A 26,867-nucleotide genomic window follows, 5' to 3' on the forward strand; every position below is an offset into this window, starting at 1 on the left:
GTTACAGGTGGCGCGACAATGGGCTGGGCCCAGTCCGTGTGGGGTTTTTCCGAGATGGCAGGTGTTTGCCGTGCATGGGCTGCCCAGCGCTGCGCAACCTGTGTAAAAAGAGGGCTGACTTTTACCTGGAGATCGGCATGCATCCGCACACACCACGTATCGGCATCATCGGCAGTGGCGCCATCGGCGGCTTCTATGGGTTGATGCTGGCCCGGGCCGGCTTCGATGTGCATTTTCTGTTGCGCAGCGAGTACGAGGTTGTCCGCGAGCAGGGGTTGACCCTGGACAGTGCCGTGCATGGCAACTTGCAGATGAAGGTGCAGGCCTATGCCAGTGCCGCCGACATGCCGCCCTGCGACTGGCTGCTGGTGGGGGCCAAGGCCACCAGCAATGACCAGTTGGCGCCGCTGATCGTGCAGGCGGCCGCACCGGGCGCCAAGGTGGTGCTGCTGCAGAACGGCCTGGGCGTGGAGGAGCAGTTGCGCCCGGCCTTGCGCAGCGACATGCACCTGCTCGGCGGCCTGTGTTTCATCTGCGTCAACCGCCAGGCGCCCGGCGTGATCCGCCACCAGGCCTTGGGCGCGGTCAACCTCGGCTACCACAGCGGACCGGCCAACGATGGCGGTGCCGCGCTGGTCAATGAGGGCTCGGGGCTGTTCCGGGCTGCGGGCATCGACTCGCAGGCCATGCCCGACCTGGCCCAGGCACGCTGGCAGAAGCTGGTGTGGAACGTGCCCTACAACGGCCTGTCGGTGCTGCTCGGCGCCAGCACCACGCCGCTGATGGCCGACAGTCATGGTCGCGCCCTGATCCAGGCCTTGATGGCCGAGGTGGTGCAGGGCGCGGCGGCGTGTGGCCATGTGTTGCCCGAGGGGTATGCCGAGCACCTGTTCCAGGTGACCGAGCGCATGCCCGACTACTGGCCCAGCATGTACCACGACCATGTCAACAAGCGCCCGCTGGAGCTGCAGGCCATCTATGCCGAGCCGTTGGCACAGGCGCATGCGGCAGGCTGCCACTTGCCGCGCATGGAGATGCTGTACCAGGCGCTGGCTTTCATCGACCGGGGCGAACAGCCCCGCTGAGGGTGGCTCTGGCCCCGCCGGGGCCCTCCAGCCCGCATCAGCAGCGCGCCGGACGGCAAAGCGTGCGTCCGGCGCGCTGCTAAGCTGAAGCTTGCTCTGCCGCAGCGGCAGTCGAGGAGGTCGAATGATCCACTCCATGCTGTACGCCACCGACCTCGGTGTCTACGCCCCTTTTGTCATGCAACACGCGCTGGCGCTGGCGCGCACGTTCGGCGCCGAGTTGTATGTGATCCATGCGGTAGAGCCCATGGGCCAGTTCGCTGAATCTCTTCTGCAAAGCTACCTCGATGAGCAGACGCTCGACCAGCTGCACAGCCAGGGGGTGAACACGGTGATGGCCAATATCGAGCAGCGAGTGCTGGAAAACTTTCGCGACGAACTGGGCGAGGAGGCCGACCTGGCGGTGATCAAGGCGGTGCGGGTACGCCAGGGCGACCCGGCGCAGGTGATCCTCGACCAGGCACAGCGGCTGAGCGTCGACCTGCTGATTTTCGGTAGCCACAGTGCTGGCGCCGGCGTGGATGTGCCATTGGGGCGCACGGCGGTACGGCTGCTGCAGCTGTCGCCGGTACCGGTGTACATGGTGCCGCTGGCGCAGCATTTGGGGCGTAGGAAAGCATGAAGATGGCCGTAGGCCATTTCCGGGGGTATGTAACAAAATAGTTCTAGATTTATTTCCAGAACCACTAATATAGTTATATATCGTCGCTGCCTGCTGCCGCGGACTCATCGCTGAACCGAGGGGAACCTATGAAGCTTCAACAACTGCGCTACATCTGGGAAGTGGCGCACCATGACCTCAACGTCTCCGCGACGGCGCAGAGCCTGTATACCTCCCAGCCAGGTATCAGCAAGCAGATCCGCCTGCTCGAGGATGAGCTGGGTGTTGAAGTCTTTGCCCGCAGCGGCAAGCACCTGACCCGCGTTACCCCGGCGGGTGAGCGCATCATCAATACCGCCGGCGAAATCCTGCGCAAGGTCGAAAGCATCAAGCAGATTGCCCAGGAATTCTCCAACGAGAAGAAGGGCACGCTGTCCATCGCCACCACCCACACCCAGGCGCGTTATGCCTTGCCGCCGGTGATCAGCAACTTCATCAAGCAGTACCCGGAAGTGTCCTTGCACATGCACCAGGGTTCGCCCATGCAGATTGCCGAGATGGCCGCGGACGGTACGGTCGACTTCGCCATCGCCACCGAGGCGCTGGAGCTGTTCGGCGACCTGATCATGATGCCGTGCTACAAGTGGAACCGCTGCGTGGTGGTGCCGCAGGGCCATCCGTTGACCAAGCTGCCGAAGCTGACCCTGGAAGCGGTCGCCGAATACCCGATCGTTACCTACGTGTTCGGTTTCACCGGCCGTTCGAAGCTGGACGAAGCGTTCAACCACCGCGGCCTTACGCCGAAAGTGGTGTTTACCGCCGCTGACGCCGACGTGATCAAGACCTATGTGCGCCTGGGGCTGGGCGTGGGGATCGTCGCCAAGATGGCGGTGGACACCAAGCTCGACAGCGACCTGGTGGCCTTGGATGCCAGCGAACTGTTCGAAGCCAGCATCACCAAGATCGGCTTCCGCCGCGGCACCTTCCTGCGTGGTTTCATGTGCGACTTCATCGAGAAGTTCGCCCCGCACCTGACCCGTGAAGTGATGGCCAAGGCCATCCAGTGCCACAACAAGCAGGAGCTGGAAGACCTGTTCGAAGGCGTCGAGCTGCCGGTGCACTGATCCGGAATTGCAGGGGGCCGCTTTGCGGCCCATCGCGACACAAGGCCGCTCCTACAGGAGATCACATTCCCCTGTAGGAGCGGCCTTGTGTCGCGATGGGCTGTGAAACAGCCCCGGCTATTTCAAGCCTTGCTGATCAGGTTGCCCGCGTGCAACCCGCATTCCTTCTGCGTCGACTCTTCCCACCACCAACGTCCTTCGCGCTCATGCTGGTTTGGCAGCACCGGGCGGGTGCAGGGCTCGCAGCCGATGCTGATGAAGCCGCGCTCGTGCAGGCTGTTGTACGGCAGCTCCAGCATGCGGATATAACCCCACACTTCCTCGCTGGTCATCTGTGCCAGTGGGTTGAACTTGTACAGGGTGCGCTCGGGGGTGGAGAAGGCGCTGTCGATTTCCACTGCCGCCACCTGGCTGCGGGTACCCGGGCTCTGGTCGCGGCGCTGGCCGGTGGCCCAGGCGCTCACGGTGGCCAGCTTGCGACGCAGCGGCTCGATCTTGCGGATACCGCAGCACTCGCCGTGGCCGTCCTTGTAGAAGCTGAACAGGCCCTTTTCCTTGACGAACGGGTCGAGCTTGGCGCGGTCGGGGCTGAGGATCTCGATCGGCAGGTTGTACTGCTCGCGGACCTGGTCGATGAACCGGTAGGTCTCCGGGTGCAGGCGGCCGGTGTCGAGGCTGAACACCTTGACCTGCTTGTTCAGCTTCCAGGCCATGTCCACCAGCACCACATCCTCGGCGCCGCTGAAGGAGATCCACAGGTCATCACCGAAGTGCTCGAAGGCAAGCTTGAGGATGTCCTGCGGGGACTTGTTGGCATAGGTCGCGGCCAGTGCGGCGACGTCGAAGGGTTGGCTCATCAGGCGGTTTCCATCGTGGCTGTGGCGCTGTGCGCTCGTAGTGAGGTGATGGTAACAAAAAATGGCGGTGTAGGCGGGCTTGGAGTCGGTGGCGCCTGCTTCGCGGGCACGCCCGCTCCCACAGGTACAGCGCACATCTGCCAGTTGTGGGAGCGGGCGAGCCCGCGAAGCAGGCGCCGCCGATCACAAGCCCTGCAAGGTCTCCATCAACACCCGCACCTTGGCAATCGACTCTTCATATTCGGCCTGCCACTCGGAGTCGGCCACCACCGCGCCGCCGCCCCAGCAGCTGACCTGTCCACCCTTGACCAGCAGGCTGCGAATGGCAATCGAGCTGTCCATCTCGCCGCGCACATCCACGTAGAGCAGTGAGCCGCAGTACAGCGCCCGGCGTGCCGGCTCCAGTTCGTCGATGATCTGCATGGCGCGGATCTTCGGCGCGCCGGTGATCGAGCCGCCCGGGAAGCTGTCGCCGATCAGGTCCAGGGCGTCCTTGTCGCTGGCCAGCTGGCCGGTGATGCTGCTGACCAGGTGGTGCACATTGGGGTAGCTCTCCAGGCTGAACAGCTCGGGCACCTTCACCGAGCCGATCTCGCAGGTACGCCCCAGGTCGTTGCGCAGCAGGTCGACGATCATCAGGTTTTCCGAGCGATCCTTGGGGCTGTGCAGCAGCTCCTCGGCATTGCGCATGTCTTCTGCCGGGTTGCTGGCGCGCGGGCGGGTGCCCTTGATCGGCCGGGTTTCCACCTGGCGCTGGCTGACGCGGATGAAGCGCTCGGGCGAAAAGCTCAGCAGGGCGCTGCCGTCGGCCAGTTGCTGGTAGCCGGAGAAGGGGGTGGGGCAGGCTTTGCGCAGGGCCTGGTAAGCGTGCCACGGATCGCCCTGGCAGGGCGCGCGGAAGCGCTGGGTAAGGTTGATCTGGTAGCAGTCGCCGGCCTGGATGTAGTGCTGCACCTGGTCGAAGGCGGCCTTGTACTGCTCGGGCTGCAGGTCGCCGGCCATCGGCGCGAGTAGCTGGAAGCTGCCGCTTTCCGCGTTGTCGACACCTTCGAACAGGGCGATCAGCCGTTCCCGTTCGCTGCCGGGCAGGCTCGGGTGGAACACCAGTTGGCTGGTCGCGCACTGGTGGTCGGTCACCAGCGCCCAGGCATACAGCCCCAGTTGCGCGTCCGGCAGGCCAAGGTCGTCCACGGCCAGGCTGGGCAGGTGTTCCAGGCGGCGGCCGAAGTCATAGCTCAGGTAGCCGATCAGGCCGCCAGCGAACGGCAGCTCGCTGCCTGCGGGCAACTGCGCATGGCCCAGTCGTGCCAGACCGGCGCGCAGGCGCTGGAGGAAGGTGCGGCCATCTTCGTCGGGCTGCGCCTGCAGGTGTTGCAGCGGCCAGGCGCTGAGCAGGTCGAAGCGCCCGCGTTCGGCGCCGGGGCGGGCGCTGTCCAGCAGGATCGCACCGGGGGCCTGGCGCAGGCGGGCGAAATAGGCGGCAGGGTCGGGCTGGTAGGGCAGGGGGTGGAGCGTACAGGTCGGCATCAGTGTGGACGGCGATGTAAAAGCGAGGAGGGCGATTGTAGACCTGTGCAGGAAATGCGCCTAGCTTTGTGGCGACATTCAAGCACTGGGTTTCGCCCTTGCGGCCCATTCGCAGCACAAGGCTGCTCCTACAGGATCACGCGATATCCTGTAGGAGCAGCCTTGTGCTGCGAATGGGCCGCAAGGCGGCCCTTGGCGATTTCAGCGCGGGTGCACGTGCCCGAACAAGCCTTGCGATACCCGCACGCGCTGTTCGGCATCTTCGCTGATGCCATCCTTGGCCAGCGCTTCCAGGTGCGCCTCGATGGCGTGGGTGCGCTGGGTCAGGCCGCAGTCGTTGGCGATCTGGATGTTCAGGCCGGGGCGGGCGTTGAGCTCGAGAATCAGCGGCCCCTTGTCCTGGTCCAGCACCATGTCGACACCGATGTAGCCCAGGCCACACAGCTCGTAGCAGCCGGCGGCCAGCTTCATGAAGCCGTCCCAGTTCGGCAGTTGCACGCCATCCACCGCGTTGGTGGTGTCCGGGTGCTTGCTGATGATGTTGTTCAGCCAGGTGCCGCGCAAGGTCACGCCGGTAGCCAGGTCGACACCCACGCCGATGGCGCCCTGGTGCAGGTTGGCCTTGCCGCCGGACTGGCGGGTCGGCAGGCGCAGCATGGCCATCACCGGGTAGCCCATCAGCACGATGATGCGGATGTCCGGCACACCTTCGTAGCTGATGCTCTTGAAGATCTGGTCGGGGGTGACCCGGTACTCGATCAGCGCACGGTCGCGGTGCCCGCCCAGCGAGTACAGGCCGGTGAGGATGCTCGAGATCTGGTGCTCGATTTCCTCGTGGCTGATGATCTTGCCCGACACCGTGCGGTAGCGGTCCTCGAAGCGGTCGGCGATCACCAGGATGCCGTCACCACCGGCGCCCTGCGCCGGCTTGATGACGAAATCGCTGCGCCCACCAATGATCTGGTGGAGCTTCTCGATCTCTTTTTCGGTCTCGATGATGCCGTACATTTCCGGCACATGGATGCCGGCCGCCAGGGCGCGCTCCTTGGTGATGATCTTGTCGTCGACGATCGGGTACAGGTGGCGCTTGTTGTACTTCAACACGTAGTCCGCGTTGCGCCGGTTGATACCCATGATGCCCCGGGCCTCCAGGGCTTTCCACGTCTTGATCAGGCCAAACATCAGGCGTCAGCCTTCTTCAGGAATGCCTTGAAGCGCACGAGCTCGGTCAGGCGGTAGCCGCGGTAGCGACCCATCGCCAGCATGAAGCCCACCAGGATCAGCAGCACGGCCGGGAAGGTGAACACGAAGTACACCAGCTCCGGCACCATCATCAACAGGTGCGCCAGGGAAGCGGCGAACAGGGTGCCGATGGCCACTTTCATGGCATGGCCGCCGCCACGCTCTTCCCAGGTGATGGACAGGCGCTCGATGGTCATGGTCAGGATCACCATCGGGAACAGCGCTACCGACAGCCCGCGCTCCAGGCCCAGCTTGTGGCTGAACAGGCTGATGGCGGCAATCAGTACCACGACGAAGGTCAGTACCACCGACAGGCGTGGCAGCATCTGCAACTTCAGGTGTTCCAGGTACGAGCGCAGCGACAGGCCCAGGGCGGTGATTACCGTGAACAGCACGATACCGAAGCCAAGCTGGGTCTCGCGGAAGGCCAGGGCGATCAGTACCGGGGTGAAGGTACCCAGGGTCTGCAGGCCGACCAGGTTGCGCAGCACCAGGATCACCAGCACACCGATCGGGATCATCACCATGATCATGAAGGTTTGCTGGGTCTGCAGCGGCAGGCCGTACAGCGAGTATTCGAGGAAGTCGGCGTCGGTATTCTCGTCGGTCAGCTTGGCCAGGCGGATGGCGTTCATCTCGCTGTTGTTCATGCTGAAGGTAACGTTGGCCTTCTTGCCGCCATCGACAGTGATCAGGTTGTCGTCACCGGTCCACCACAGCAGGCGATCGCTTGGCAGGCCCTGCTCGCCGGTGTCCGGGTTGAAGTACAGCCAGTCGGTGCCGTTGAAGCTGCGCAGCCACAGTTCCGGGGTTTGCGGGGTGTCGGCCACCAGGCGGATGGTGTGCACCTTCTCCATTGGTACGTGGGCGATCGACAGCAGCAGGTCGATGACCTGGGCCTTCTTCATGGCCGTGGTGTCGCCGGCCAGCAGCAGCTTGACGTTATCGTCGTTGAGGTTGTTGACCCGCTTGATGGTCTCGCTGACGAAGGTCTCGACGTCGGCCGAGTGCTGGCGGATCGGCGCCATCAGGGCCTCGGCGGCGATCTTCTCGGGGCCTTCCACTGCCAGGCTGTCACGGAAGGTCGGGCCTTTGACCGTGGTCTTCTCGTTGCTGTAGCGCTTGGTCAGCACCAGGCGGTAGTAGAGGGTCTGGTTGCCGCTGGCGCGGCGGGCCGACCAGGTGACCTTGCGGTTGCCGTCGGCACGGTTGACGCTCACCCCGTAGTTGTTGGAGATGAAGCTCTCGTTGAGGCTGACGTAGTCGCGGTTCAGCGGTGGCACGAACATCTGCACCTTGACCGGGTCCTTGGTGCTGGCCACGAACTCGACCTTGGCGTCGATGTTCCACAGGTCGTCGGTTTCATCCTCGGTTACCGGGATGCCGAGTACGAAGATCTGATAAGCCGTGACCGCCACGCCCAACAGCACCAGCACGGTGATCAGGACTTTCAGATGGAGGGTAAGAGAGCGCATCGGGATTACTCTGCTTTGGGAGCGTCGGTGGCACAGGCAGGTTTGCCGGCCGCGTATTTAAGGCTTGGGTCGACCAGCGCGTCGAAGTGCTTGAGCGCCTCGGAGCCGATCAGCAGCGGGAACTGGAAGGCGCTGCGGTCGGTGAGGTTGACTTCGATGGTGCGCATGGCCTGGCCCATGCAGATTTCAAGTTCGATGACCGGGCGCGCGGTGTAGGCCTTGCCCGATTCAGCATCATAGTCGCCGGCCCGGCGCTTGATCTTGCTTACGCGTGCCAGCGGGCGTTCGATGGGGTGCGAATGGGCGGCGTCGATGGCTAGGTAGAAGCGCACCCAGCTTTCGCCGTTGCGCTTGAAACGCTTGATGTCGCGGGCGCTGAGCGACGCGGTCTTGGCGCCGGTGTCGAGCTTGGCGGCCACTTCCAGGTCCAGGTCGCCCAGGCGTGCATATTCGTTGAGACCGTACACGGTCTTGCCTGCGGCCTGGCCAAGGGCCGGCAGCAGGGTGAGGCAGAGCAGCAATAATGCGGGTGTAAGTCTCATATTCCTGGCGCGGTGCAGTGCAAGGTTCGGGGCTGTTTTCAAAGCCATTTTCAGAGCCGTGTTCAGGGCAAGGCGACTGGCAGCGACTGCGCAAGCTTCCTCGTTCATCTGTCAACAGCATGAATGGATGACAGACAGGCTATCCATACTCCATCGGAGGCGCGGCATTCTATCACGCCGGCGCCTTGACGCCAGCGGTGCGCGTTCTGACAGCACCGGGCTGGCATTAGTTCGTTCTTAGACGATTGTCGACAATATTCATTTTGTCTTTGACTGCCGCGATCGAATTAGCTAATTTCCGGCAAAGAGATTTACAAGGTGTCGACAATATGCAGGACCTATCCACCCCCAGCCCGGTGCTGGCAGACGAAACGGAAACCTTGTCCGAAAACGTCTTCCGGCGCATCCAGGCGGCCATCGTCAAGGGCGATATCGCCCCCGGCAGCAAGATTTCCGAGCCGGAGCTGGCGCGTACCTACGGCATCAGCCGCGGGCCGCTGCGCGAGGCCATCCACCGCCTCGAAGGCCAGCGCCTGCTGGTGCGCGTGCCGCATGTGGGGGCGCGGGTGGTGTCGCTCAACCACGCCGAACTGATCGAGCTGTACGAAATTCGCGAATCGCTGGAAGGCATGGCCTGCCGCCTGGCCGCCGAACGCATGAGCCAGGCCGACATCGACGAACTGCGCCGGGTGCTCGACACCCACGAGCGCGATGCCGCCTTCCAGGCCGGCCTGGGCTATTACCAGCAGGAAGGCGACTACGACTTCCATTACCGGATCATCCAGGGCAGCGGTAACCAGACCCTGGTCAAGATGCTCTGCGGCGAGCTGTACCAGCTGGTGCGCATGTACCGCATCCAGTTTTCCGCCACGCCCAACCGGCCACGCCAGGCCTTTGCCGAACACCACCGCATTCTCGATGCCATCGCCGACCGTGACGGCGAGCTGGCCGAACTCCTGATGCGCCGCCACATCGGCGCGTCCAAGCGCAATATCGAGCGTCACTACCTGGACGCCCACAACAACAGCCCACGAGGTGAGAAATGACTGTGAAGAGCACCCCCGGTCAGCGTTTCCGCGACGCCGTTGCCGCTGAACATCCGCTGCAGGTGGTTGGCGCCATCAACGCCAACCATGCCCTGCTGGCCAAGCGCGCCGGCTTCAGGGCCATCTACCTGTCCGGTGGCGGCGTCGCCGCCGGTTCGCTGGGCCTGCCGGACCTGGGCATCAGCGGCCTGGACGATGTACTCACCGACGTGCGCCGCATCACCGACGTGTGCGACCTGCCGCTGCTGGTGGATGTCGACACCGGCTTCGGCGCCTCTGCCTTCAACGTTGCCCGTACCGTGCGCTCGATGAGCAAGTTCGGCGCTGCCGCCATCCATATCGAGGACCAGGTCGGCGCCAAGCGCTGCGGCCACCGCCCGAACAAGGAAATCGTCAGCCAGCAGGAAATGGTCGACCGCATCAAGGCCGCAGTCGATGCCCGTACCGATGACAGCTTCGTGATCATGGCGCGTACCGATGCCCTGGCCGTCGAGGGCCTGAACGCCGCTCTGGACCGCGCCGCCGCCTGCGTCGAGGCCGGTGCCGACATGATCTTCCCGGAAGCCATCACCGAACTGCAGATGTACAAGACCTTCGCCGACCGGGTGAAGGCACCGATCCTGGCCAACATCACCGAATTCGGCGCCACGCCGCTGTACACCACCGAAGAGCTGGCCTCGGTCGACGTGTCGCTGGTGCTGTACCCGCTGTCGGCGTTCCGCGCCATGAACAAGGCGGCCGAGAACGTGTACACCGCGCTGCGCCGCGACGGCACGCAGAAGAACGTGATCGACACCATGCAGACCCGCATGGAGCTCTACGATGCCATTGGTTACCACGCCTTCGAGCAGAGCCTCGATGCGCTGTTTGCCCAGAAGAAGGGCTGAAGGCTTTTATTGGAGCGGCAGGCCTCTTCGCGGGCGCGCCCGCTCCCACAGGGACCCCACAGGCCTGGAGTGCCACGCAGTCCCTGTAGGAGCGGGCGTGCCCGCGAAGAGGCCGGCACAGGCAAAACTGATTAGCCAGCTAGATTTCCATAACAAGTTCAAGAAAGGAGAAACACCATGGCCGAAGCAAAAGTACTCAGTGGCGCAGGCCTGCGCGGCCAGGTGGCCGGCCAGACCGCGCTGTCGACCGTGGGCCAGGCCGGTGCCGGGCTGACCTACCGTGGTTACGACGTGCGTGACCTGGCCGCGGGTGCCGAGTTCGAAGAAGTCGCCTACCTGCTGCTGTACGGCGAGCTGCCGAGCAAAGCCGAACTGGCCGACTACAAGCGCAAGCTCAAGGGCCTGCGCGACCTGCCGCAAGCCCTGAAGGAAGTGCTCGAGCGCATCCCGCGTGATGCCCACCCGATGGACGTGATGCGCACAGGTTGCTCGGTGCTGGGTACCCTGGAGCCCGAACTGACCTTCGAGGCCCAGCGTGACAAGACCGACCGCCTGCTGGCGCTGTTCCCGGCGGTGATGTGCTACTGGTACCGCTTCACCCACGACGGTGTGCGTATCGACTGCACCAGCGACGAAGACACCCTCGGTGGCCACTTCCTGCACCTGCTACACGGCAAGAAGCCGAGCGAGCTGCACGTCAAGGTCATGAACGTGTCGCTGATCCTCTACGCCGAGCACGAGTTCAACGCCTCGACCTTCACCGCCCGCGTCTGTGCCTCGACCCTGTCCGACCTGTACTCCTGCGTAACCGCTGCCATCGGTTCGCTGCGCGGCCCGCTGCATGGCGGTGCCAACGAGGCGGCGATGGAGCTGATCGAGCGCTTCCAGAGCCCGCAGGAAGCCACTGCCGAGCTGCTGCGCATGCTCGAGCGCAAGGACAAGATCATGGGCTTTGGCCATGCCATCTACAAAGAGTCCGACCCGCGCAACGAGGTGATCAAGGGCTGGTCGAAACAGCTCGCCGACGAAGTGGGTGACAAGGTGCTGTACCCGGTTTCCGAAGCCATCGACAAGACCATGTGGGAGCAGAAGCGCCTGTTCCCCAACGCCGACTTCTACCATGCCTCGGCGTACCACTTCATGGGCATCCCGACCAAGCTGTTCACCCCGATCTTCGTCTGCTCGCGCCTGACCGGCTGGGCGGCGCACGTCTTCGAACAGCGCGCCAACAACCGCATCATCCGCCCGAGCGCCGAGTACGTCGGCGTCGAGCAGCGCCAGTTCGTGCCGATCGAGCAGCGCTGAGTCATAGATCGCTGGGGCTGCTGCGCAGCCCTTTCGCGACACAAGGCCGCTCCCACAGGGACGGCGCAGTACCTGTGGGAGCGGCCTTGCGTCGCGAAAGGGGCGCGTAGCGCCCCCAAGGCCTGAGCCGCACCTGCCCCCGAATACCGTGACCGAGCCTGATAACGATATGAACACTGCATTCCGCAAGCACCTGCCAGGCACCGACCTGGACTACTTCGATGCCCGCGCGGCGGTCGAGGCCATCAAGCCCGGCGCCTACGATGGCCTGCCTTACACCTCTCGCGTACTCGCCGAAAACCTGGTGCGCCGCTGCGACCCGGCTACCCTCGACGCCTCGCTGGGCCAGCTGATCGAGCGCAAGCGCGACCTCGACTTCCCGTGGTTCCCGGCCCGCGTGGTGTGCCACGACATTCTCGGCCAGACCGCACTGGTCGACCTCGCCGGCCTGCGTGACGCCATTGCCGACAAAGGCGGCGACCCGGCCCAGGTCAACCCTGTGGTGCCGGTGCAACTGATCGTCGACCACTCCCTGGCCGTCGAGTGCGGCGGTTTCGACCCGCAGGCCTTCGAAAAGAACCGCGCCATCGAAGACCGCCGCAACGAAGACCGCTTCCACTTCATCAACTGGACCAAGAAGGCGTTCAAGAACGTCGACGTGATCCAGCCGGGCAACGGCATCATGCACCAGATCAACCTGGAGAAGATGTCGCCGGTGATCCACAACGACCGTGGCGTGGCCTACCCGGACACCTGCGTCGGCACCGACAGCCACACCCCGCATGTCGACGCCCTGGGCGTGATCGCCATCGGCGTGGGTGGCCTGGAAGCCGAGAACGTGATGCTGGGCCGTGCCTCGTGGATGCGCCTGCCGGAAATCGTCGGCGTCGAGCTGACCGGCAAGCTGGCGCCGAACATCACCGCCACCGACCTGGTGCTGGCCCTGACCGAATTCCTGCGCAAGCAGAAAGTCGTCGGCGCCTACCTGGAGTTCCACGGCGAGGGTGCCCGTGCCCTGACCCTGGGCGACCGCGCCACCATCTCCAACATGGCCCCGGAATATGGCGCCACTGCGGCGATGTTCGCCATCGACCAGCAGACCATCGACTACCTGCGCCTGACTGGCCGCGAAGAGCAGCAGGTCAAGCTGGTGGAAACCTATGCCAAGGCCACCGGCCTGTGGGCCGACAGCCTGAGCGGCGCAGTCTACGAGCGCACCCTGAGCTTCGACCTGTCGAGCGTGGTGCGCAACATGGCCGGCCCGTCCAACCCGCATGCCCGCGTCGCCACCAGCGACCTGGCGGCCAAAGGCATCGCCGGCAGCTGGGAAGAAGTGCCAGGGCAGATGCCTGATGGCGCGGTGATCATTGCCGCCATCACCAGCTGCACCAACACCAGCAACCCGCGCAACGTGATTGCCGCAGGCCTGCTGGCGCGCAATGCCAACAAGCTGGGCCTGGCCCGCAAGCCGTGGGTCAAGTCGTCGCTGGCGCCTGGCTCCAAGGCCGTGCAGCTGTACCTGGAGGAGGCCGGGCTGGAGAAGGAGCTGGAACAGCTCGGCTTTGGCATCGTCGCCTTCGCCTGCACCACCTGCAACGGCATGTCCGGCGCCCTGGACCCGGTGATCCAGCAAGAAATCATCGACCGTGACCTGTACGCCACTGCCGTGCTGTCGGGCAACCGCAACTTCGACGGGCGTATCCACCCGTATGCCAAGCAGGCCTTCCTCGCTTCGCCGCCACTGGTAGTGGCCTACGCCATCGCCGGTACCATCCGCTTCGACATCGAGAAGGATGTGCTGGGCGTGGTCGACGGCAAGGAAATCCGCCTCAAGGACATCTGGCCCAGCGATGAAGAAATCGACGCCGTGGTGCGTGCCGCGGTCAAGCCGGAGCAGTTCCGCAAGGTGTACATCCCGATGTTCGCCATCGAGGAAGACCGTGGGCCGAAGGTGGCGCCGCTGTACGACTGGCGCCCGATGAGCACCTACATCCGCCGCCCGCCGTACTGGGAAGGTGCCTTGGCCGGTGAACGTACCCTGCGCGGCATGCGCCCGCTGGCAGTGCTGCCGGACAACATCACAACCGACCACCTGTCGCCGTCCAACGCCATCATGCTCGACAGCGCTGCCGGCGAGTACCTGGCGAAGATGGGCCTGCCGGAGGAGGACTTCAACTCCTACGCTACCCACCGTGGCGACCACCTGACTGCCCAGCGCGCTACCTTTGCCAACCCCAAGCTGTTCAACGAAATGGTGCGCAAGGAAGATGGCAGCGTGAAGCAGGGCTCGCTGGCGCGTATCGAGCCGGAAGGCAAGGTCACCCGCATGTGGGAGGCGATCGAGACCTACATGGATCGCAAGCAGCCGCTGATCATCATCGCCGGTGCCGACTACGGCCAGGGTTCGTCCCGTGACTGGGCGGCCAAGGGTGTGCGCCTGGCCGGTGTCGAGGCGATCGTCGCCGAAGGTTTCGAGCGTATTCACCGTACCAACCTGGTGGGCATGGGCGTGCTGCCGCTGGAGTTCAAGCCGGGCACCGACCGCAAGACCCTCGGCCTGGATGGCAGCGAGACCTATGACGTACTGGGCGCGCGTACGCCGCGGGCGACGCTGACCCTGGTGGTTACCCGCGCCAACGGCGAGCGCCTGGAGGTACCGGTGACCTGCCGCCTGGACACCGCCGAGGAGGTGTCGATCTACGAGGCTGGCGGGGTGCTGCAACGCTTCGCCCAGGACTTCCTCGAAGCGACCGCCTAATTGTAGGGGGGCCGCTTTGCGGCCCATCGCGACACAAGGCCGCTCCTACAAGCGTTACCAGATCCCTGTAGGAGCGGCCTTGTGTCGCGATGGGCTGCAAAGCAGCCCCAGAGGCCATATGCATCTCAGACAGGACAGCACATCCATGGCTCACGTACCGCAAGTAAAAATCCCCGCCACCTACATCCGTGGCGGCACCAGCAAAGGCGTGTTCTTCCGCCTGCAAGACCTGCCCGAGCAAGCGCAGATCCCCGGCCCGGCCCGCGACGCACTGCTGCTGCGGGTGATCGGCAGCCCCGACCCCTACGGCAAGCAGATCGACGGCATGGGCGGTGCCACTTCGAGCACCAGCAAGACCGTGATCCTGTCGCAAAGCATCAAGCCTGAACACGATGTCGACTACCTGTTCGGCCAGGTCAGCATCGACAAGGCCTTTGTCGACTGGAGCGGCAATTGCGGCAACCTTTCCGCCGCGGTCGGTTCGTTCGCCATCAGCAGCGGCCTGGTCGACCCCGCGCGCATTCCGCGCAACGGCATCGCCACCGTGCGCATCTGGCAGGCCAACATCGGCAAGACCATCATCGCCCATGTGCCGATCACCGAAGGTGAAGTGCAGGAAACCGGCGACTTCGAGCTGGACGGGGTGACCTTCTCGGCCGCCGAGGTGCAGCTGGAGTTCCTCGACCCGGCGGCCGACGAAGATGGCGACGGCGGGGCGATGTTCCCCACCGGCAACCTGGTCGATGACCTCGAGGTGCCGGGCGTCGGTACGTTCAAGGCGACCCTGATCAATGCCGGCATCCCGACGATCTTCGTCAATGCGGCGGATATCGGCTACACCGGCACCGAACTGCAGGACGCCATCAACGGCGACCCGCAGGCGCTGCTGCGCTTCGAGACGATTCGCGCCTATGGCGCCGTGCGCATGGGTCTGATCGACAACGTCGACCAGGCTGCCGGGCGTCAGCACACGCCGAAAGTGGCTTTCGTCGCGCCGCCGAGCACCTACACTGCGTCCAGTGGCAAAGCGGTGCAGGCGGGTGATATCGACCTGCTGGTACGGGCCTTGTCGATGGGCAAGCTGCACCATGCAATGATGGGAACGGCCGCGGTGGCCATCGGCACCGCGGCGGCCATTCCGGGCACGCTGGTCAACCTCGCCGCAGGCGGGGGCGAGCGCAGCGCCGTGCGTTTCGGCCACCCCTCGGGCACCCTGCGGGTGGGGGCCGAGGCGCGCCAGGTGAATGGTGAATGGACAGTGACCAAGGCAATCATGAGCCGCAGTGCTCGCGTGCTGATGGAGGGCTGGGTTCGCGTGCCTGGCGATAGCTTCTAACGCACCACTGGCGCTCGGCTTTAGTTCGTTGGGGCCGCTTTGCGCCCCTTCGCGGGCAAGCCCGCTCCTACACGGTTTGCGCGGTACCTGTAGGAGCGGCCTTGTGTCGCGAAGGGCTGCAAAGCAGCCCCGGCAATTCTGAAGGGAGCTGGATATGAGCGCCAACGTAGACCTCAACGCCCGCCCGGACTACGACCGGGTGCTGCAAACCCTCGCCGATTACGCCCTCACGTACCGGGTCGAATCCGCCGAAGCCCTGGACACCGCGCGCAACTGCCTGATGGATACCCTCGGCTGCGGCCTGCTGGCCCTGCGCTTCCCCGAATGCACCAAGCTGCTAGGCCCCCAGGTGGAAGGTACGGTGGTGCCCAATGGTGCCCGCGTGCCCGGCACCGCCTACCGCCTCGACCCGGTCAAGGCCGCCTGGGACATCGGCTGCACGGTACGTTGGCTGGACTACAACGATACCTGGCTGGCCGCCGAATGGGCCCACCCCTCGGACAACCTCGGCGGCATCCTGGCGGTTGCCGATCATCTGTCGCAGAAGCGCGTGGCCGCAGGTGAAACGCCACTGTTGATGCGCGATGTGCTCGAAGCCATGGTCATGGCTCACGAGATCCAGGGCGTGCTGGCGCTGGAAAATGCCTTCAACCGCGTTGGCCTCGACCACGTGATACTGGTCAAGGTGGCCTCCACCGCCGTGTGCGCCAGGCTGATGGGGGCCAACCGTGAGCAGATGCTGAGCGCCTTGTCCCACGCCTTCGTCGACGGCCAGGCGCTGCGTACCTACCGCCATGCGCCCAACGCCGGTTCGCGCAAGTCGTGGGCCGCCGGTGATGCTTCCAGCCGTGGCGTGCGCCTGGCCGATATTGCCCTGCGTGGCGAGATGGGCGTGCCGGGCGTGCTCACCGCGCCGCAGTGGGGCTTCTATGATGTGCTGTTCAGCCACACCAACAAGGACCTCGCGCTCAAGCCGTCCGAGCAGCAAGAGCTGCGCGTGCCGCAGGCCCTGGGTAGCTACGTGATGGAAAACGTGCTGTTCAAGGTCAGTTTCCCGGCCGAGTTCCACGCCCAGACCGCCTGCGAGGCAGCGGTAACCCTGCATCCACTGGTGCGTAACCGCCTGCACGAAATCGACCGTATCGTCATTACCACCCAGGAGTCGGCGATCCGCATCATTTCCAAGAGCGGCCCGCTGGCCAATGCCGCCGACCGCGATCACTGCCTGCAGTACATGGTGGCGGTGCCGCTGATTTTCGGTCATCTGGTGGCCGAGCATTACGAAGACACCTTCCGTGCCAACCACCCCAGTATCGACCGCCTGCGCGAGAAGATGGAGGTGGTGGAAGACCCACGCTTCAGCCGTGAATATCTGGAGCCGGACAAGCGCTCGATCGCCAACGCGCTGCAGGTGTTCTTCAAGGATGGCAGCAGTACCGAGCAGGTGGTGGTGGAATACCCGATCGGGCATCGCCGGCGGCGAGGGGAGGGCATACCGTTGCTGGAGGCCAAGTTCAGGGACAACCTGACCACGCGCTTTGCGCGGCAGCAGTGTGGGGAGATTCTTGAGGTGTGCAAGGACCAGCAAAAGCTGGAACAGATGGCGGTGCACAGGTTTGTCGACCTGTTCGTGATCTGAGTTGCCTGTGCTGGCCTCTTCGCGGCTAAAGCCGCTCCCACAAGGTCCTGCGCAGCCCTCGACAACTGTGGGGTCCCTGTGGGAGCGGCTTTAGCCGCGAAGAGGCCGGTACAGGTTGAAACAAGAAAGCCCCGGCATTTCTGCCGGGGCTTTCCTTTACATCTTACAACTCAGCTTACGCCTGAACCACCGGGATCTTGGCGTTGGCTGCCGCTTCGCGGAACTCGGCGATCTGGTCGAAGCTCAGGTAGCGGTAAACGTCGGCAGCCATGCTGTCGATGTCCTTCGCGTACTGCATGTACTCTTCAACGGTCGGCAGCTTGCCGATGATCGAAGCGACAGCAGCCAGCTCGGCCGATGCCAGGTACACGTTGGTGGCGTCGCCCAGACGGTTCGGGAAGTTACGGGTCGAGGTGGAGACCACGGTCGAACCGGTCTGCACACGTGCCTGGTTACCCATGCACAGCGAGCAGCCTGGCATTTCCATGCGCGCGCCAGCCTTGCCGTAGATGCCGTAGTAGCCTTCTTCGGTCAGCTGGTGAGCGTCCATCTTGGTTGGCGGAGCCAGCCACAGACGGGTCGGGATACCGCCCTTGACCTTGTCCAGCAGCTTGCCGGCAGCGCGGAAGTGGCCGATGTTGGTCATGCACGAACCGATGAACACTTCGTCGATCTTCTCGCCCTGTACCGAAGACAGCAGGCGGGCATCGTCCGGGTCGTTCGGCGCGCAGAGCACAGGCTCTTTCACGTCGGCCAGGTCGATTTCGATGATTTCGGCGTATTCGGCATCGGCGTCGGCCGACAGCAGCTCAGGCTTGGCCAGCCAGGCTTCCATGGCCTGGGCGCGGCGCTCCAGGGTGCGGGCATCGCCGTAGCCTTCGCCGATCATCCAGCGCAGCAGGGTGATGTTGGACTGCAGGTACTCGGCGATGGCCTTTTCTGGCAGCTTGATGGTGCAACCGGCAGCGGAACGCTCGGCCGAGGCGTCGGACAGCTCGAAGGCTTGCTCGACGGTCAGATCGTTCAGGCCTTCGATCTCGAGGATGCGGCCGGAGAAGGCGTTTTTCTTGCCTTTCTTCTCGACGGTCAGCAGGCCCTTCTGGATGGCGTAGTAAGGGATGGCATGAACCAGGTCACGCAGGGTGATGCCTGGCTGCAGTTTGCCCTTGAAGCGCACCAGGATCGACTCTGGCATGTCCAGCGGCATGACGCCGGTGGCGGCGGCGAAGGCCACCAGGCCGGAACCTGCCGGGAACGAGATGCCGATCGGGAAGCGGGTGTGCGAGTCGCCACCGGTACCCACGGTGTCAGGCATCAGCATGCGGTTCAGCCAGCTGTGGATGATGCCGTCGCCCGGGCGCAGCGACACGCCGCCACGGGTGCGGATGAAGTCTGGCAGGGTGTGGTGGGTGGTGACGTCGATCGGCTTCGGATAGGCCGCGGTGTGGCAGAACGACTGCATCACCAGGTCAGCGGAGAAGCCCAGGCACGCCAGGTCTTTCAGCTCGTCGCGGGTCATCGGGCCAGTGGTGTCCTGGGAACCGACGGTGGTCATCTTCGGCTCGCAGTAGGCACCTGGGCGCACGCCCTGGCCTTCTGGCAGGCCGCAGGCACGGCCGACCATTTTCTGTGCCAGGGTGAAGCCCTTGCCCGAATCGGCAGGCTGCTCCGGCTTCTTGAACAGGTCGGAAGCACCCAGGCCCAGTTCGGCACGGGCTTTTTCGGTCAGGCCACGGCCGACGATCAGCGGGATACGGCCGCCAGCGCGGACTTCATCCAGCAGCACTTCGGTTTTCAGCTCGAAGTTGGTGACCAGTTCGTCGCTGCCGTGACGGCGCACTTCGCCCTTGAACGGGTAAACGTCGATGACGTCGCCCATGGCCAGGTTGGTGCAGTCGAATTCGATCGGCAGGGCGCCGGCGTCTTCCATGGTGTTGTAGAAGATCGGGGCGATCTTGGTGCCGAAGCAGAAGCCACCGGCGCGCTTGTTCGGCACGTACGGGATGTCGTCGCCGAAGAACCACAGCACCGAGTTGGTGGCGGATTTACGCGAGGAACCGGTACCGACCACGTCACCGACGTAGGCAACCGGGAAGCCCTTGGCCTTGACGGCTTCGATCTGGGCCAGCGGGCCGACCGAACCAGGCTGCTGCGGCTCGATGCCGTCGCGGGCCATTTTCAGCATGGCCAGGGCGTGCAGCGGGATGTCAGGGCGCGACCAGGCGTCCGGGGCAGGGGACAGGTCGTCGGTGTTGGTTTCGCCAGGCACCTTGAACACGGTCAGGGTGTACTTGTCGGCGATGGCCGGGCGCGAGGTGAACCACTCGCCGGCAGCCCAGGATTCCAGCACGGCCTTGGCGTGAACGTTGCCGGCCTTGGCTTTTTCGGCCACGTCGTGGAAGGCATCGAACATCAGCAGGGTGTGCTTGAGCTGTTCGGCCGCGACGGCGCCCAGTTCGGCGTCATCCAGCAGTGCGACCAGCGTTTCGATGTTGTAGCCGCCCTGCATGGTGCCCAGCAGTTCGGTGGCGTGCTTGCGGTCGATCAGAGGCGACTTGGCTTCGCCCTTGGCGACGGCGGAGAGGAAAGCGGCCTTGACGTAGGCAGCTTCGTCGACCCCTGGCGGTACGCGGTTGGTGATCAGGTCTACGAGGAAGGCTTCTTCGCCGGCCGGCGGGTTTTTCAGCAGCTCGACCAGGCCTGCAGTTTGTTCGGCGTTCAGCGGCTGGGGCACGATACCCAGGGCGGCACGCTCTTCGATGTGTTTGCGGTAGGCTTCAAGCACAGTTATTTCCCTCATCAGTGGTCCCTAAAGGGGGTCCGGGACGCTCATCCAGCATTCAATGCACCCATGCGCTGCCACGGCTTTGTGGGCCGCCCAGCCAGAGTCGCAAAGAATCCTTACAGAAGCTGCTTTCAAAGTTTTACGCCTGCAGAACGGGGAGCTGATGAGGGCTGGCACGGGCATGCGAGGGATGCATGGCCCGGGCCAACGCCGTTCTACCGGATGAACTGTGCTCGTGACGCTTTGAAAACAGCTTCCAACGGACATTGTTGCCTTTGAAAAGGCGGGATGATTCTACGGCAAAAAAAGCTCGAAGGTAAGGCGGCGAAGATGACTTTAACGAGTGACCCTGGTTAGACAAAGGGCTAACATGAGCCCGTGTTCCACCGCCAAGCTGTTGTTTTTCATGTCCAACAAGTCCATCAAGACCCCTTGCGTCGGCCTGTGCTCCACGGTTTACGGAGACACGGTTTGCCGTGGCTGCAAGCGGTTCCACCACGAAGTGATCAACTGGAACGGCTACGACGATGCGCAGAAGCGCGCCGTGTGGCTGCGCCTGGAGCAGCTGCTGGTGCAGGTGATGATGGCCAAGCTGGAGGTGTTCGACAAAGGCCTGCTGCGCCAGCAACTGGAGCAGCGTTCCATCCGCTTTGTCGAGCAGCAGTCGGAATATTGCTGGGCGTACCAGCTGATTGCCCGCGGGGCGCGGATGATCCGTGATCTGGAGGCCTATGGCATGGTGCTGTTGCCGGAATTCCGCGACTGGGAGCTGCCGCAGTTGCGCGACGCCATCGACCGCGAGTTCTTCCTGCTGTCCGAGGCGCATTACCAGCGCTACATCGCCCCGGCGTTCCTGCAACAGGCTTTGGAGTAGGCTGTTTCCCGCTGATTTCGGGCGGCATCGCTCGCGTAGTGTCCGGCGTTTTCCATGCACAGGAAGCGCCCATGAGCGAATATGTCTACCACCCGGAATTTTCCTTTTTGGCTCGCTGCTGGTGGCAGCTGGGCGATGAGCTCCTGCATCCCGATCAGTGGGACGCTTCGACCGCCAGGCTTGCCCCCATGTGGCTGCATTATGGCGGGGCCGGGTTTCACAACGACCACTGGTACCGGTATCTGCGGGCCGAGCCCGAAGGCACCGGGCCATTGCGACTGGAGTCATGGAGCTACACCTTGCCCAGTCATGTGTATGGCGAGCTGTTCTGGTTCGGAGCCTATGTCAGCGGTACGGAACGGACCGGGGCGACGCTGCGCTATGAAATGCGGCCTTATGACCGGAACTGGAAACCGCTGAACCGGATTGTCTACAGTAAGCCGGGGGTGCTGTCAGGCTTTGCAGGCTATGCGGGCGTGAAGGACCAGACCGAGGCGGCGGCCGGGCGTCAGCATCTGACCGATCCGCAGCACCTGTGGAACCTTTCGGGTATCAACCACAACGATATCAAGCGCGGGGCGCGGTTATGCAATGTCGTTCTGGTCGACGCCGCCGGGCAACGGGCCAGGCGCATCGCCAACCGGGAGGCGTGGCTGATAAACACGCTGACTGGCGAGCCAGGACTGATGGCCCTAGAAGTGCTGGACTACGCCCATGAAGCGCGCGATGTCGCCTGGGGCACGGGCCTGCAGCGGGCGGGCAGCAGTCATGTGTTCAAGGCAGAGCACAGTTTCATCGCCAGTTTGTGCTGGCGGCCCGACGAGGCGCCAGCCGGCCCTGCCGGCTCCGCGGACGGCGTGCAAGGCTTGGTGGCAGCTCGCTTTGACGAAGGCTGGGAGTGGAACCCACGGGCAAGGTTGAGTGTGGAGCAGACCGATTCGTTGGGCACGCGCTGGCGCGACGATGAAACCCGACCGGCATGCGAGCGTTTCTGGTTTGCCGCTTACCTCGATAACGGGGTGTATGCGTATGAGATCTGGCCGCTTGACGAGCGTGGTCGGCGCCTGAACTTCACCTTGCGCAAACAGACAGGCTGGACCATGAGCCTGGCGCAGCGCTGGCAATCGGTTCGTGCGGAGGCGGATTTTCTCTGGCATCTGGACGGGTTGGACCCGGCTACCTTGCAGGTGGGGGCAACTGTGGCCAACGTGAAACTCAGGCACAGCAGTGGCCGAGTCGTGAAGCTGGCTGATCGCAGCGAACGCAGGCTGGGTACGCAGGCGCTGGGTGAGGAAGGATCCCTGACTGTGCAGGTGCTGGAAACCTCGGCCAGGTTCTAGGGGGCGCAAGGGCGCTGCTACAGCGCCCTTGCCGGGGTTCAGTCGCCGCTGTACTCGCAGCCGCTGGTGCAGGTCTCGTGGATGCGGACCTTCGACAGTTCCGGCAGCAGCGGCTTGACCTGGTCCCAGATCCACTTGGCGATCACTTCGCTGGTGGGGTTTTCCAGGCCCGGGATGTCGTTCAGGTAGTTATGGTCCAGTTGCTCGTAGATCGGCTTGAAGATCGCCTTGATCTCGGCGAAATCGCGGATCCAGCCGGTGTGCGGGTCGAGCGGGCCGGTCAGGTGCAGGCCGACCTTGAACGAGTGGCCGTGCAGGCGACCGCATTTGTGCCCGGCAGGGACGTGCGGCAGGCGGTGGGCCGATTCGAATGTGAATTCCTTGAAGATTTCCACGCTGTCATAACTCTATGTGAATCAAGAATGCGCGCAGTCTACCAGCATGGCCGCTACAAGGCTTGCAGGCGTTCATGCAACCGCCCGGTGGCAATCAGCTCCAGCAGCTCGTCGCCCAGCCGCTGGCTCTCGGCAATGGCCTTGTACCAGTAGCGCTTGCGGCCAGGCGCATCGCCCATGAAACGCTTGAAGTCGTTGCGGTCGGGCAGCTTGCCGTAGGGCAGAGCCGCCAGGTACTGCGGCGAGGGTGTCATCAGCAGCACGTTCTGCAGGCGGGTGGCATCGCCCTTGCGCCAGGGCAGGGCCTTGTCGAACCAGCCGGGTACGACCTTGTCGGTGAAGTGCGGGTACAGCACCAGGTCGTCGCCGCGGTAGGGCAGGTCGAGGTGGTAGTCGAGCAGGCCGCCGTCGCGGTAGGTGCCTGCACCTGCGCCTGGGATGTCTTTCACACCTTCCATGACCATGGGGATGGACCCTGAGGCGAGCAAGGCATGGCGCAGGTTGGCCAGGTCCAGCGGCAGGCAGCGCGAGGGGAAGTCGGTCAGTGCGTCGAGCGGCGGCGTGGCGCGGCCGTCGTGCAGGATGATGCGCTCGAAGTGCCGGGCCAGGCGCGAACGGCCGAGCAGGTTGCTGGCGATCACCGAACCCAGGCCGAGGCCCAGGCGGCCGCGATGGTCGTGGGCGAGCTGGCCATTGCTCTTCACTACCAGGATGTTCAGGCGATAGTGCGGGTTGGCCAGCAGTTGGCCGTCGCGGCCTTGCAGCAGGTTGTCGAGCATGTGTTGGCAGCTGCGGCTGATTTCGGCCGGGGTGACGCCCTTGGCGAAATCCTGCTCGGTGTACAGTTCGCCCAGGCGACGGATGCCTGCGACCGGGTCGTCGAGGCAGGCACTGGCGAAGCGCCAGGCGCCGATCGAGGCGCCGATCAGCGCACGTTGGCGTGGTGCCGACGGCAGCCACTCACCGAACAGCGCCAGGTCCAGACCCTGGATGCCCAGCGGCTTCGGCCCGCCAGCCGCACCCGGCAGCACACCGACATCGGCCGCCTGCAGGCCGCGCTCGCGGACCTGCCGCAGGGCACATTGGCCGGCCTTGAAGGTGAGGGCGGGGTATTTGATGTGAATGGCGCTCATGGCGGATCTCTTGGGCTGCAGGCGAGTCATTGTAAAGGGTTCAAGGCATGCACAGGGCCTGTAGGAGCAGCCTTGTGCTGCGAAGAGGCCATTGTTGGCGAAGAAAATCTGTTGCCCTAGTGGCCCATTCGCAGCACAAGGCTGCTCCTACAGGTATTTGCCCCATGCCGCGGCCTGTGATGAACCGGTGAGAGCTGCGCTATCATGGCGCCAGTTGTTTTCAGGTTGAATTAAGGACCGGTGGTTAATCTTAACCCCGTAGACAACTTGCACAGTTCTCAGGAGAGAAGAACGATGAAACACATGACTGCCCTGTTCACCGTAGCCGCCGCCCTTGCCCTGGGCGCCCATTCCGCCATCGCCAAGGATGTGCAGCCCGACGAAGTGGTCAAACTGGTCAATGCCAAGACCGTCAAGTCGCTGGACGAACTCAAAGCCGCCGCCGTGGCCAAGCACCCAGGTGCCACCGTCACCGACTCGGAGCTTGAAGACGAGTACGGCCGCTACATCTACAAGGTCGAGCTGCGCGACACGCAGAATGTCGAATGGGACGTGGCGCTGGACGCCAAGACCGGTGAAGTGCTGAAGGACGAGCGGGACAACTGATGACCCACCTACTGCGGCCGGCGCGCTACCTCGCGCTGGCCCTGCTGGCCGTGTGTTCCCTGGCCGTTGCCCGCGACCTGGACCAGGACGAAGCCCTGGAACTGCGCCAGAAGGGCATCATCCTGCCGCTCGAGCATCTGCTGGAAACCGCCCTGGGGCGTCACCCCGGGGCGCGCCTGCTGGAGGCCGAGCTGGAAGAAGACGACAATCGCTACGAATACGAAGTCGAGTTGCTGACGGCTGAAGGCGTGGTGCGCGAGATCAAGCTCGACGCCAGCAGCGGTGCCCTGCTCAAAGACGAGGAAGACGACTGAATGCGCCTGTTGCTTGTCGAGGACAATGTACCGCTGGCCGATGAACTGACTGCCGGCCTGCAGCGCCAGGGCTACGCCGTGGACTGGCTGGCCGATGGCCGCGACGCGGTGTACCAGGGCCAGAGCGAACCCTACGATTTGATCATCCTGGACCTTGGCCTGCCGGGCCTGCCGGGCCTGGAAGTGCTGGCCCAGTGGCGTGCCGCCGGCCTGGCCACGCCGGTGTTGATCCTTACTGCCCGTGGCTCGTGGGCCGAGCGTATCGAAGGGCTGAAGGCCGGGGCCGATGACTACCTGAGCAAACCCTTCCACCCCGAAGAACTGCAGCTACGCATCCAGGCGCTGTTGCGCCGTGCCCGTGGCCTGGCCAACCAGCCGACGCTGGAAGCGGCCGGCCTGCACCTGGACGAAAGCCGGCAGTGCGTGAACCGTGACGGCGTGGATATCCAGCTGACCGCCGCCGAGTTCCGCCTGCTGCGCTACTTCATGCTGCATCCGCAGCAGATCCTGTCCAAGAGCCACCTGGCCGAGCACCTCTACGACGGTGAAACCGAGCGCGACTCCAACGTGCTGGAAGTGCACGTCAACCACTTGCGGCGCAAGCTGGGCCGCAGCGTCATCGAGACCCGCCGCGGGCAGGGCTACATCTACGCCGGGAGCGCCGCGTGAAGTCGATCCAGGCGCGCCTGAGCCTGGGCCTGGTGGCGGTGCTGGTGGTGGTCGGCCTGGTGCTGGCGCAGCTGACCCTGTGGCTGTTCGAGGTCGGCCTGCAGCGCTACCTGGAGAACGGCCTGCGCAAGGAAAGCGAAAACCTGCTGGTGGCCCTGGTGCGCGGGCCTTCGGGCCTGCAGCTGGATGAGCGGCGTATCTCGGCCGCCTACCAGCGGCCGTTTTCCGGCTATTACTTCCGCATCGATTTCGATAAAGGCACCTGGCGCTCCCGTTCGCTGTGGGATCTGGACATGCCCAAGCCCGCCGCGCCGGGCCTTTCCGACAGCCACGAACTCGGCCCGGAAGGCCAGCAACTGCTTGCCCTGCGTGCCGACTACCGGCGCCTGGGCCAGGACATCTCGATCAGCGTGGCACAGGATTATTCACCGGTACGCGAAGGTTTCCGGCGCCTGCAACAGATCGGCCTGGGCATGGGCCTGGTGGCGCTGATCCTGGTGCTGGTGTTGCAGCGCATCACCGTGACCCGCTCGCTGCGGCCACTGGAGCGGGCCCGCCAGCAGATCGCCCAGTTGCAGCAGGGCCAGCGCTCGCAGCTGGATGCCGAGGTGCCCAGCGAACTGGCGCCGCTGGTGGGGCAGATCAACCACCTGCTGAGCCATACCGAAGACAGCCTGCGCCGCTCGCGCAATGCCCTGGGCAACCTGGGCCATGCGCTGAAGACGCCACTGGCGGTGCTGCTGAGCCTGGCCTCCAGCGAGCGCCTGAAGGACCTGCCGGATGTTCGCGCGCAGATGCGTGAGCAGCTGGAGCAGATTCAGCAGCGCCTGGCGCGTGAGCTGAACCGTGCGCGCCTGGCCGGGGATGCGCTGCCTGGCGCGCAGTTCGACTGCGACGTCGAGCTGCCGGGGTTGCTGGGGACGCTGGGCATGATCCATGGCGAGGGCCTGCTGCTGGCCAGGGATGTGCCGCCCGGGCTGCTGCTGCCTTGGGACCGCGAGGACTTCCTGGAGCTGCTCGGCAACCTGCTGGACAACGCCTGCAAGTGGGCCGACAGCGAGGTGCGGCTGGGTATCGCGCCGAGTGCCGAGGGCTACCAGGTGTGGGTCGATGATGATGGCCCCGGTATCCCCGAGGGCCAGCGGCAGCAGGTACTGGAGCGCGGTTCGCGGCTGGACGAGCAGGTAGACGGGCACGGGCTGGGGTTGGGCATCGTGCGCGATATCGTCGAGGCCTGGGGCGGGCGCCTGGCGCTGCTGGATAGCCCGTTGGGCGGCTTGCGGGTAAGCATCGACTTGCCGCGCAAGGCTCGGTAATGCCGGGGCCC

General features: G+C 64.4%; 23 protein-coding genes. 15 read left to right on the forward strand and 8 right to left on the reverse strand.

The window, feature by feature from the left end:
• The first annotated feature begins 137 nt into the window (after positions 1 to 137).
• From ABIB24_RS11970 to cysB, 3 genes are all read left to right on the forward strand, one after another.
• Positions 138 to 1,085, forward strand: coding sequence for a putative 2-dehydropantoate 2-reductase (locus tag ABIB24_RS11970; protein ID WP_289515206.1), 948 nt, complete (start codon positions 138 to 140; stop codon positions 1,083 to 1,085).
• A 124-nt stretch (positions 1,086 to 1,209) separates the two neighbouring features.
• Entirely contained in the window at positions 1,210 to 1,707 is a 498-nt protein-coding gene (locus ABIB24_RS11975) for a universal stress protein (protein WP_015269711.1), read from the forward strand.
• 128 nt (positions 1,708 to 1,835) lie between these two features.
• The gene (cysB, locus tag ABIB24_RS11980; RefSeq protein ID WP_013971904.1) at positions 1,836 to 2,810 is read left to right on the forward strand and encodes an HTH-type transcriptional regulator CysB; all 975 of its coding nucleotides are present in this window, start codon (positions 1,836 to 1,838) and stop codon (positions 2,808 to 2,810) included.
• A 122-nt stretch (positions 2,811 to 2,932) separates the two neighbouring features.
• On the opposite strand, the gene ABIB24_RS11985 is transcribed toward cysB, so the two are convergent.
• The 5 genes from ABIB24_RS11985 to rloA all read right to left on the reverse strand — a co-directional run bounded on the left by ABIB24_RS11985 (position 2,933) and on the right by rloA (position 8,453).
• Positions 2,933 to 3,667: a phosphoadenylyl-sulfate reductase gene (locus tag ABIB24_RS11985; protein WP_015269712.1), complete on the reverse strand. Its 735-nt coding sequence runs from the start codon at positions 3,665 to 3,667 to the stop codon at positions 2,933 to 2,935.
• Between the two features lie 183 nt (positions 3,668 to 3,850).
• Positions 3,851 to 5,194, reverse strand: a complete 1,344-nt coding sequence (gene pabB / locus ABIB24_RS11990; protein WP_238067518.1) for an aminodeoxychorismate synthase component I — start codon at positions 5,192 to 5,194, stop codon at positions 3,851 to 3,853.
• 201 nt (positions 5,195 to 5,395) lie between these two features.
• Positions 5,396 to 6,376 carry an alpha-L-glutamate ligase-like protein gene (locus ABIB24_RS11995; protein ID WP_025338436.1) on the reverse strand — a complete coding sequence of 327 codons (981 nt, stop codon included), beginning with the start codon at positions 6,374 to 6,376 and terminating at the stop codon, positions 5,396 to 5,398.
• A complete protein-coding gene (gene rloB, locus ABIB24_RS12000) occupies positions 6,376 to 7,911 on the reverse strand; it encodes an osmotic stress tolerance membrane protein RloB (protein ID WP_025338437.1) in 1,536 nt (511 codons plus the stop codon). The genes ABIB24_RS11995 and rloB overlap by 1 nt, the downstream gene beginning before the upstream one ends.
• Before the next feature lie 5 nt (positions 7,912 to 7,916).
• The gene (gene rloA, locus ABIB24_RS12005; RefSeq protein WP_025338438.1) at positions 7,917 to 8,453 is read right to left on the reverse strand and encodes a retropepsin-like aspartic peptidase RloA; all 537 of its coding nucleotides are present in this window, start codon (positions 8,451 to 8,453) and stop codon (positions 7,917 to 7,919) included.
• Positions 8,454 to 8,782: 329 nt separating this feature from the next.
• Between rloA and ABIB24_RS12010 the strand changes: the two genes are divergently transcribed.
• The 6 genes from ABIB24_RS12010 to prpD all read left to right on the forward strand — a co-directional run bounded on the left by ABIB24_RS12010 (position 8,783) and on the right by prpD (position 17,424).
• On the forward strand, positions 8,783 to 9,499 hold the full coding sequence (locus ABIB24_RS12010; RefSeq protein ID WP_025338439.1) for a GntR family transcriptional regulator: 717 nt from the start codon (positions 8,783 to 8,785) through the stop codon (positions 9,497 to 9,499).
• Positions 9,496 to 10,386 (forward strand): methylisocitrate lyase, encoded by an 891-nt coding sequence (gene prpB, locus ABIB24_RS12015; protein WP_137163469.1) that lies wholly within the window; start codon positions 9,496 to 9,498, stop codon positions 10,384 to 10,386. Before ABIB24_RS12010 ends, prpB begins: the two co-directional genes overlap by 4 nt.
• A 177-nt stretch (positions 10,387 to 10,563) precedes the next feature.
• Positions 10,564 to 11,691 (forward strand): bifunctional 2-methylcitrate synthase/citrate synthase, encoded by a 1,128-nt coding sequence (gene prpC, locus ABIB24_RS12020; RefSeq protein ID WP_013971911.1) that lies wholly within the window; start codon positions 10,564 to 10,566, stop codon positions 11,689 to 11,691.
• A gap of 169 nt (positions 11,692 to 11,860) precedes the next feature.
• The gene (acnD, locus tag ABIB24_RS12025; RefSeq protein ID WP_274078737.1) at positions 11,861 to 14,449 is read left to right on the forward strand and encodes a Fe/S-dependent 2-methylisocitrate dehydratase AcnD; all 2,589 of its coding nucleotides are present in this window, start codon (positions 11,861 to 11,863) and stop codon (positions 14,447 to 14,449) included.
• 145 nt (positions 14,450 to 14,594) lie between these two features.
• Positions 14,595 to 15,785, forward strand: a complete 1,191-nt coding sequence (prpF, locus tag ABIB24_RS12030; protein ID WP_137163472.1) for a 2-methylaconitate cis-trans isomerase PrpF — start codon at positions 14,595 to 14,597, stop codon at positions 15,783 to 15,785.
• Positions 15,786 to 15,939: 154 nt separating this feature from the next.
• Positions 15,940 to 17,424, forward strand: a complete 1,485-nt coding sequence (gene prpD, locus ABIB24_RS12035; RefSeq protein WP_354316482.1) for a 2-methylcitrate dehydratase — start codon at positions 15,940 to 15,942, stop codon at positions 17,422 to 17,424.
• Positions 17,425 to 17,599: 175 nt separating this feature from the next.
• On the opposite strand, the gene acnB is transcribed toward prpD, so the two are convergent.
• Positions 17,600 to 20,209, reverse strand: a complete 2,610-nt coding sequence (gene acnB, locus ABIB24_RS12040; protein ID WP_075044547.1) for a bifunctional aconitate hydratase 2/2-methylisocitrate dehydratase — start codon at positions 20,207 to 20,209, stop codon at positions 17,600 to 17,602.
• A gap of 406 nt (positions 20,210 to 20,615) precedes the next feature.
• On the opposite strand from acnB, the gene ABIB24_RS12045 reads away from it, so the two are divergent.
• A complete protein-coding gene (locus ABIB24_RS12045; protein ID WP_161795747.1) occupies positions 20,616 to 21,083 on the forward strand; it encodes a DUF1289 domain-containing protein in 468 nt (155 codons plus the stop codon).
• Between the two features lie 71 nt (positions 21,084 to 21,154).
• Positions 21,155 to 22,423 carry a hypothetical protein gene (locus tag ABIB24_RS12050; protein WP_354316483.1) on the forward strand — a complete coding sequence of 423 codons (1,269 nt, stop codon included), beginning with the start codon at positions 21,155 to 21,157 and terminating at the stop codon, positions 22,421 to 22,423.
• 38 nt (positions 22,424 to 22,461) lie between these two features.
• Here ABIB24_RS12050 and queD read toward each other — a convergent pair whose 3' ends face one another.
• Entirely contained in the window at positions 22,462 to 22,818 is a 357-nt protein-coding gene (queD, locus tag ABIB24_RS12055; protein ID WP_025338446.1) for a 6-carboxytetrahydropterin synthase QueD, read from the reverse strand.
• 53 nt (positions 22,819 to 22,871) lie between these two features.
• Complete coding sequence (locus ABIB24_RS12060) at positions 22,872 to 23,951, reverse strand: patatin-like phospholipase domain-containing protein (RefSeq protein WP_354316484.1); 1,080 nt, start codon at positions 23,949 to 23,951, stop codon at positions 22,872 to 22,874.
• A 294-nt stretch (positions 23,952 to 24,245) separates the two neighbouring features.
• On the opposite strand from ABIB24_RS12060, the gene ABIB24_RS12065 reads away from it, so the two are divergent.
• Genes ABIB24_RS12065 through ABIB24_RS12080 form a run of 4 tightly spaced genes read left to right on the forward strand, consistent with a single transcriptional unit; the run spans position 24,246 to position 26,856 of the window.
• The gene (locus tag ABIB24_RS12065) at positions 24,246 to 24,557 is read left to right on the forward strand and encodes a PepSY domain-containing protein (protein WP_025338449.1); all 312 of its coding nucleotides are present in this window, start codon (positions 24,246 to 24,248) and stop codon (positions 24,555 to 24,557) included.
• On the forward strand, positions 24,557 to 24,871 hold the full coding sequence (locus ABIB24_RS12070; RefSeq protein WP_025338450.1) for a PepSY domain-containing protein: 315 nt from the start codon (positions 24,557 to 24,559) through the stop codon (positions 24,869 to 24,871). Before ABIB24_RS12065 ends, ABIB24_RS12070 begins: the two co-directional genes overlap by 1 nt.
• A complete protein-coding gene (locus tag ABIB24_RS12075) occupies positions 24,872 to 25,540 on the forward strand; it encodes a response regulator transcription factor (protein WP_013971919.1) in 669 nt (222 codons plus the stop codon). It abuts the gene before it with no gap.
• Positions 25,537 to 26,856, forward strand: a complete 1,320-nt coding sequence (locus tag ABIB24_RS12080; RefSeq protein ID WP_137163477.1) for an ATP-binding protein — start codon at positions 25,537 to 25,539, stop codon at positions 26,854 to 26,856. Before ABIB24_RS12075 ends, ABIB24_RS12080 begins: the two co-directional genes overlap by 4 nt.
• The last annotated feature ends 11 nt before the right edge of the window (positions 26,857 to 26,867 follow it).

This window comes from Pseudomonas sp. UYEF17, assembly GCF_040546125.1.
Taxonomy (GTDB): Bacteria; Pseudomonadota; Gammaproteobacteria; order Pseudomonadales; family Pseudomonadaceae; genus Aquipseudomonas; species Aquipseudomonas putida_Z.

Excerpts from the sequence above, each read along its gene's own strand:
- ABIB24_RS11995 (WP_025338436.1), bottom strand. The coding sequence starts at position 6,376 with ATGTTTGGCCTGATCAAGACGTGGAAAGCCCTGGAGGCCCGGGGCATC.
- pabB (WP_238067518.1), bottom strand. The coding sequence starts at position 5,194 with ATGCCGACCTGTACGCTCCACCCCCTGCCCTACCAGCCCGACCCTGCC.
- prpC (WP_013971911.1), top strand. The coding sequence starts at position 10,564 with ATGGCCGAAGCAAAAGTACTCAGTGGCGCAGGCCTGCGCGGCCAGGTG.
- ABIB24_RS12070 (WP_025338450.1), top strand. The coding sequence starts at position 24,557 with ATGACCCACCTACTGCGGCCGGCGCGCTACCTCGCGCTGGCCCTGCTG.
- rloA (WP_025338438.1), bottom strand. The coding sequence starts at position 8,453 with ATGAGACTTACACCCGCATTATTGCTGCTCTGCCTCACCCTGCTGCCG.
- prpD (WP_354316482.1), top strand. The coding sequence starts at position 15,940 with ATGAGCGCCAACGTAGACCTCAACGCCCGCCCGGACTACGACCGGGTG.
- ABIB24_RS12060 (WP_354316484.1), bottom strand. The coding sequence starts at position 23,951 with ATGAGCGCCATTCACATCAAATACCCCGCCCTCACCTTCAAGGCCGGC.
- ABIB24_RS11985 (WP_015269712.1), bottom strand. The coding sequence starts at position 3,667 with ATGAGCCAACCCTTCGACGTCGCCGCACTGGCCGCGACCTATGCCAAC.
- acnD (WP_274078737.1), top strand. The coding sequence starts at position 11,861 with ATGAACACTGCATTCCGCAAGCACCTGCCAGGCACCGACCTGGACTAC.
- rloB (WP_025338437.1), bottom strand. The coding sequence starts at position 7,911 with ATGCGCTCTCTTACCCTCCATCTGAAAGTCCTGATCACCGTGCTGGTG.
- prpB (WP_137163469.1), top strand. The coding sequence starts at position 9,496 with ATGACTGTGAAGAGCACCCCCGGTCAGCGTTTCCGCGACGCCGTTGCC.
- cysB (WP_013971904.1), top strand. The coding sequence starts at position 1,836 with ATGAAGCTTCAACAACTGCGCTACATCTGGGAAGTGGCGCACCATGAC.
- ABIB24_RS11970 (WP_289515206.1), top strand. The coding sequence starts at position 138 with ATGCATCCGCACACACCACGTATCGGCATCATCGGCAGTGGCGCCATC.
- ABIB24_RS12010 (WP_025338439.1), top strand. The coding sequence starts at position 8,783 with ATGCAGGACCTATCCACCCCCAGCCCGGTGCTGGCAGACGAAACGGAA.
- ABIB24_RS11975 (WP_015269711.1), top strand. The coding sequence starts at position 1,210 with ATGATCCACTCCATGCTGTACGCCACCGACCTCGGTGTCTACGCCCCT.
- prpF (WP_137163472.1), top strand. The coding sequence starts at position 14,595 with ATGGCTCACGTACCGCAAGTAAAAATCCCCGCCACCTACATCCGTGGC.
- ABIB24_RS12050 (WP_354316483.1), top strand. The coding sequence starts at position 21,155 with ATGAGCGAATATGTCTACCACCCGGAATTTTCCTTTTTGGCTCGCTGC.
- ABIB24_RS12075 (WP_013971919.1), top strand. The coding sequence starts at position 24,872 with ATGCGCCTGTTGCTTGTCGAGGACAATGTACCGCTGGCCGATGAACTG.
- ABIB24_RS12045 (WP_161795747.1), top strand. The coding sequence starts at position 20,616 with ATGTCCAACAAGTCCATCAAGACCCCTTGCGTCGGCCTGTGCTCCACG.
- ABIB24_RS12065 (WP_025338449.1), top strand. The coding sequence starts at position 24,246 with ATGAAACACATGACTGCCCTGTTCACCGTAGCCGCCGCCCTTGCCCTG.